The 5643-nt window shown below is 62.1% G+C and carries 6 protein-coding genes; 2 read left to right on the top strand and 4 right to left on the bottom strand.

Translation table 11 applies throughout. The features are described 5' to 3' along the window. The coding region (locus QZ653_RS09275; RefSeq protein ID WP_296419774.1) for a hypothetical protein at positions 1-211 on the top strand (211 nt) is incomplete at its 5' end. On the opposite strand, the gene QZ653_RS09270 is transcribed toward QZ653_RS09275, so the two are convergent. Beyond that, complete coding sequence (locus QZ653_RS09270; protein ID WP_296419773.1) at positions 201-1121, bottom strand: hypothetical protein; 921 nt, start codon at positions 1119-1121, stop codon at positions 201-203. The two genes, QZ653_RS09275 and QZ653_RS09270, sit on opposite strands and share 11 nt — an antisense overlap. Further along, entirely contained in the window at positions 1121-2029 is a 909-nt protein-coding gene (locus QZ653_RS09265; RefSeq protein WP_296419772.1) for a hypothetical protein, read from the bottom strand. Before QZ653_RS09265 ends, QZ653_RS09270 begins: the two co-directional genes overlap by 1 nt. A 68-nt stretch (positions 2030-2097) precedes the next feature. Between QZ653_RS09265 and QZ653_RS09260 the strand changes: the two genes are divergently transcribed. Next, positions 2098-2643: a sulfotransferase family protein gene (locus tag QZ653_RS09260; protein WP_296419771.1), complete on the top strand. Its 546-nt coding sequence runs from the start codon at positions 2098-2100 to the stop codon at positions 2641-2643. Between the two features lie 19 nt (positions 2644-2662). Here QZ653_RS09260 and QZ653_RS09255 read toward each other — a convergent pair whose 3' ends face one another. Together QZ653_RS09255 and QZ653_RS09250 are read right to left on the bottom strand one after the other, a co-directional pair. After that, positions 2663-4657 carry a hypothetical protein gene (locus QZ653_RS09255; protein ID WP_296419770.1) on the bottom strand — a complete coding sequence of 665 codons (1995 nt, stop codon included), beginning with the start codon at positions 4655-4657 and terminating at the stop codon, positions 2663-2665. Next, on the bottom strand, positions 4657-5643 hold a 987-nt coding region (locus QZ653_RS09250; protein WP_296419769.1), incomplete at its 5' end, for a phosphatase PAP2 family protein. The genes QZ653_RS09255 and QZ653_RS09250, both read right to left, overlap by 1 nt.

The raw sequence follows: 5643 nt of genomic DNA, 5'->3' as shown, positions 1-5643 counted from the left end.
GTGGCCCCAGACCATCCCTTTATTGCGGTTTGCCGTGCGCACCACGGTGTCGGACGACTTTTTCGACAGCAAGGACGTCATCTGCCAGCATCATGCGCGCGAACAGGCGGGGGTGCAGTTGGCGAAACTTTTGCCGAAGCGGATTGATGGCGCCCCCATCGAGGCGTGCCTGTGGGTGGAAAAGGCCACATCGTCAGATTTCAGGGTTTGATCGGGTCCGCAGGGGCAGGCCGGTCGCTGATCCTTGCGGGGAAATCCTTTTGTGCAAAGGCCATGATCGCTTCGGCGGGCACGTCGGGCGGCAGATCACGCAACAGGTCGAGGTTGAGAAGGGTCAGGTCCTGCGGCGTCAACCGGCGGGCATCGTTGCGCAGCTCGGTATGATTGCTGTCCAGAAAGTGAAACAGCAGCCCCTTCCAGACCTGACGGGCGGGGTTGTCCGCCTCTTGGGTGTTGATGTGTCGCATCAGGGTGATGGCCCAGTCGGGGACGGTTTCGTTGATGCACGGCAAGGGCAGATGCGCCAGATGGGACTGCCCCATGACAGACAGCATCCGTGCAAAGGCATCGGCTTTGTCAAAGTCGAACATGTGGACGGCCTGCGCGCCAAAGCCATCGGCCATGTCCTGCGCCAGCCTGTCGTGATCCAGCAGCCGCCGGACCCTGATATGGGTGCGGATTTCCCCGACGCTTAAAGTTGTGCCCCACAGATCGCTGGCGTTGTTGCGGGGGTTCAGGACCGCCTGCCGGTGATAGGACCTGAGCCAGCGATCCGGCGCGCGGTGAAAGCCGATCAGGTGAACAGACATATTGGCGGTCAGCGTCCTGAATTGCGCCAGTGTGTCGGGGTCGAAATCATGAAAATGGTTTGCCAATCCTTCGTTCGACAACAAAACGTCCGGTGATGTCGCTGTGCATAGCGCCCGTTCAAAGGTCGCCACACCCCCGCGGCCCCGCAGGGTCGCCGCGACATAGCCCTGTTTGTAAAGCTGCAAGGGGGGATCGGTCGGGTAGGTGCAGCCGGACGATTGCAATGCATCCTTATGGTCGAAGAACCATTTTTGCATGGATGTGCTGCCTGTCTTGGGCAGGCCGATGTGCAGGAACAGCCGCTTTGTCATCACGCGACCTTCGTCAGGGCTGCGGCAAGAAGGCTTTGAAACGCCGGATCGGTCCGTGCATCCGCGACACGGTCATTGAACAGCGATATCCGGCTGTCGATGGCGGGAATGCCGGTGGGCAGCACCTGCCCGTCGGGGCCGATCCGACGATGGTAGTGCAGCACCCTCGGGGCGCGGGTCTGGTGGGCCTCATAATCCGGCGCGGGCAGATGCAGGGGGAAATTGTCCTCGGCTTCGAGAGGGTCGTAGGCAAGGCCAAGGTCCAGCATCGCAAGGCAAAATCCGATCTGGTCGCTGTGGATCAGCGCACGGCCCAGCAGATCACCTTGGGTCAGGCTGAATTCGGCCCAGCGGCGCCACGCCGGTTCCAGATCCCGAAGCAAATCCAAAGGCAGCGCGTATAGCCCGCCGTTGCAATTCAAGCGATGGGTGAGGTTTGACGGATCGCGCGCGGCAAAGTCGGGCATTTGCGTCAGCTGTGTGTCGGCAAATCCCGCGCGGTCCAGTATCTGGCGCAAAAGGGCCGGTGCGGGATTGGTTTTGTCCACCGGTTTTGCCCGCACCACATCGGGTTTGGTCAGCGTGCAGGGATCAATCAGAAACCCAAGATCGGTATCACACAGCACCGCATAGGACGCCTGAGTGGCCAGAACCGCGGGCAGCTGTTGTAATTTGTTGCAATAGGCCGATGCGCCGGTGCCGAAGCGGTCCACCTTTGTCACCTCGGCACCGCATGTTTCGGCCTTGCGGCGCACCGCGTCGTGCAATTTGCCGCAGTGGACAAGGAGGATTTGCGTGCGGGGTGACAGACCAAGTTTCGACAGGCTGTGCAGGAACAGCCACGCCTGCATCTGGAATTTTGCAGCATCGTCCACTACGAAAGAAATGACATGATCGGGCTGGGTCACAGGGTTGGCCTTTGTCTTTGTGCAATCCATAGCATCCTGACCGGAGCGTCACCAGAGAGGGGAGCGTTGTGAAAAACACCAAAGTGTTCGGGATCGGATTTCACAAGACCGGTACAAAATCGCTTGGGGCCGCTCTTGAGGTATTGGGGTACCGGACGTGCGGCCCTGTCGGTGCGCAAGACCCTGATATCGCGCAGACGGCATTGTCAAAGGCGCGGGGGCTGGTGCCGAAGTACGACGCGTTTCAGGACAACCCGTGGCCTGTGTTGTTCCGTGAGCTGGACCGCGAGGTCCCCGACAGCAAGTTCATCCTGACCATTTGCCCCGAAGACGAGTGGCTGGCCCGTGCCGTGCGGTATTTCGGAGCGAAGGAAACGCCCATGCGGCGCTGGATCTACGGGACAGGATCGCCGGTCGGACATGAGAAGACCTATCAGGCGCGGTTCAGTGCCCACAACCGTGCGGTCATGGACCACTTTCGCGACAGGCCGTCCCAGCTGCTGGTGCTGCCGCTGATTGCCGACCCGCAATGGGCACCGCTGTGCGCCTTTCTGGGCGAAGATGTCCCCGATCACACGCCGTTTCCCCATAAAAACAAGGCAGGTTCGACGTAAATTTCGCGCGGTGTCGCTGTCAGATGATCCTGTCCCCCTTGCGATGTTGCGATTTTCGGGGATCATGGGGCACCCGTCCGTGCCCCAGCTTTGCCTTCGCAGGCTGATGACACGGATCGTCAGGATCGAAGGCGGCGTCAAAGGGCCCGGTGGATTCGTGGCTCTGTGCGGCCTTTTGCAAAATGTCCTTGGCCGAGGTTGTGCGGCTTGATTTCGAGGCAAGCCAGGTGTCCACGACAAGGCGGCAGGCCTGTGCGGCGGCAAAGCTGGTGCCGCGCATGGCCACACGTGACCCGTCGGCGGACCCCGCCGCAAGTGTCCCGCCCAAGACGCCTGTGTCGTCCGTGACCAAAGCTGCCGTGGGTCCGGCGCGCGCGGGCGTCCCGTCATCCCCCATTCCGCTTGACGCATAGGGGGCGGGGATGCCGTCACTGCCGCGATAGCCGCTGACGACGGCGGTCACGCTTTGGCTGGCGGCGACGTTCATCGTGCCGTGACGGCGGGTGCCTGTTCGGGGCTCGGTGTTGACCCAGCACGGGGCATCCCATTTGACCGCGTCCAGACGCACGCCCGTGTCGTCAAACGTCCTGTAGGTGGGGTCATCAAGGGACGACCGGCCCGACAACTGGCCCACGGGATGAACCGATTGATCGGTCTGGACCGACAGGTGCACCACGAGGGGTTTGTCTGATCTGTTGGACAAGGACAGCGTCCAGACCCCGGACGGGACCGCGCCAATGCTGTCCCCGCGCGGGGCGACGGGACCCAAGGCGATCAGGTATCCCGACAGTTGAAATTTCCGCTGGGGCGGCTTTTCGAACCGGTAGATGCGCGAGGCAAATTTCGCAGCCCCGCCGGAGGTGTCGGTCGAAGCGTCGATATAGTGCCCCGGTTCGATCATCTGTGGCGACACGGCAAACGTGCCGTCAGGCGTGGCCAGACCAACGGCAAGGGCGCGGTCCTGGGCAGGGCCGCCCCCGTCGGGGTCTGCCCAGACCTCAAGGTAATTGTCTGTCTGGTCTGCGGGGCGGATGCGCCAATCGACCGTCAGGGTGCTTTGGGGCGCAATGACATGGCGCGCCACGACCTGTGCTTGATTGTCATTGCCGGTGGGGATCACCAGATCGAAAGGCGGCGCTGAGGCAGAGCGGCCCAGTTCCAGTTCAGCCAAGAACCGCGACAGAAGGTCGGTGTCCGGCCGTTTGGCCCCGGCCTGCCGCCCAAAGGCGAGGGAGGTAACGGCGGGGATGTCAGCCGCGCCCGCATGGGCCTGTTTGCGCAAATCCTCGACGATCTGATGCACCCGAAGGATGGCCTGGATCATGTGCTGTTCCAGAAATTCGCCGCCTTCGCCGAAGTCCCAGCGCGACGGCATGTTGACGGTGATCAGGCCGACCTTTTTGGCAAAGTCCGGTGCCTTCGCCGGATCGCAGCCGCCCGCCGCATCCAGCATATGCGCCCCGTGCGAATGGCGCATTCCCAGCGCGCGATGGCCAGCCAGATTGCCGTAATCCAGCGCGCCGATGGCTGTGTTGAACCCGTCCTGATCCAAGGGCTGCATCAAGTCGCCATCTGGGCTGTGGGCCGCAAGAAGGTCGTTGATGTCCTTTTGGGTAAATTCACGGCCATAGGACGACGCATCGGGCGCATTCATGGACCAGTGATACAAGACCCGGCTGGTGCCGTCCGCATGGCGGAAGGCGCGGTGGCCCAATGGGATGTCCGTATCAATCACACCCAGAACGACATCCACATTCGGGGCGGGTGCGAGGGTCTGTTGCGTCAGTTCAAGATCGAACGCCAGCGCTGCGGATTGCGTGCCGGAGTATGAAAAATGCGGATCGGCCTTTGTCGATAAAAGTATGTCCTTGTCATCCACGCCGAAGGCCCGCGGCAAAAGCTTTGCCAGCGTATCGGCCCCGCTGCGCGTGCTGCGACCGTCTTTGTCGAGACGGTAATACCAATGCAGATAGGGCATCACGCCTCGGGCGGGGAAGGCCACCGGATCAGCCATCAATCGGCACCGCCGGTTTGCTGGGGCGGCCATTCGCGCTTGGCCTGGTCCATAAGGGCCGCGATACGCCCCAGTTTGGGTGCCGTGTGGGTGGCTGTCGGCGGTGTCAGCCCCCGAAGCCACGCCACCGTTAGGTCCGCGCCGCCGTCCAGCATGACGCCGCCTTTGGTGCCGAACTGTGCGTCGGACATGGCAGAGCCGTCGGACAGGGCCAGAACCGCGCGGGCAATCTGACGGCCCAAAATCGCACCGGCTGCGTTGTCGATGGGAAAATGGACCCCTGCCACCACGCGGTTGGCGCTGATCCGCAAGGCGCGGTGGTCCAGCAACGCGGTGGGCGCGCCTGCGTGGGCCGAGAGGGCATTGAGGATGCCCGCAATCGCAAAAGCCTCGATCGCGTGGCCGGAGGGATAGGTCGAATGATCCGGTGTCTGGATCATGGGCTGCACGCGGGCATCATAATCCACAGGGCGTGGCGCGCGGCACAGATGTTTGATCTGCATTTCCAGATAGACGCACAGCGCCTGAACCAGCCCCAACAGTTCGACCGTATATTTGCGCCGTGACGCATTCAGGTGAACGATTGCGCCGAAATCAGACAGGATGTCATCCTGCTGGATCATGATTTCCGCGTGACGGTCTGTTCTGAGGTCGGCGTAGCCGCGCACATATTTCATCTGGTCGCGGAAAACCGGTGTGTCGGGACGTGCGATGGTACAGATTTTCTTTGCGTCAACCGACAGACGCGCCAGACCCAGCGTGCCTTCGACTTTGAAAACGCCCAGCAATTCCCCCAGCAAAAGCTGGTGACGGCGTGCGGGCGACAGATAGTCCAGTTCGTTGAGGGAATGGCCCAGATCGGGGTCAACGCTTGCGTCGACGTCTCCCGCCCAGTAGCCGACCGAGGCATCGTGGGCCACAACCAGCGCATGGCTGAGAAGGGGGGAGGAAAATCCACCCGCATGTGCGCCCCCATGCGCACCCCC

This window comes from Pseudooctadecabacter sp. (genome assembly GCF_020627745.1).
Taxonomy (GTDB): domain Bacteria; phylum Pseudomonadota; class Alphaproteobacteria; order Rhodobacterales; family Rhodobacteraceae; genus Octadecabacter.
The sequence above is the reverse complement of the archived record's forward strand: the minus strand, read 5'-3'. Positions and strand labels throughout refer to the sequence as shown.

Coding starts and splice junctions, on each gene's coding strand:
- QZ653_RS09270 (WP_296419773.1), bottom strand. CDS start 1,121: ATGACAAAGCGGCTGTTCCTGCACATCGGCCTGCCCAAGACAGGCAGC.
- QZ653_RS09255 (WP_296419770.1), bottom strand. CDS start 4,657: ATGGCTGATCCGGTGGCCTTCCCCGCCCGAGGCGTGATGCCCTATCTG.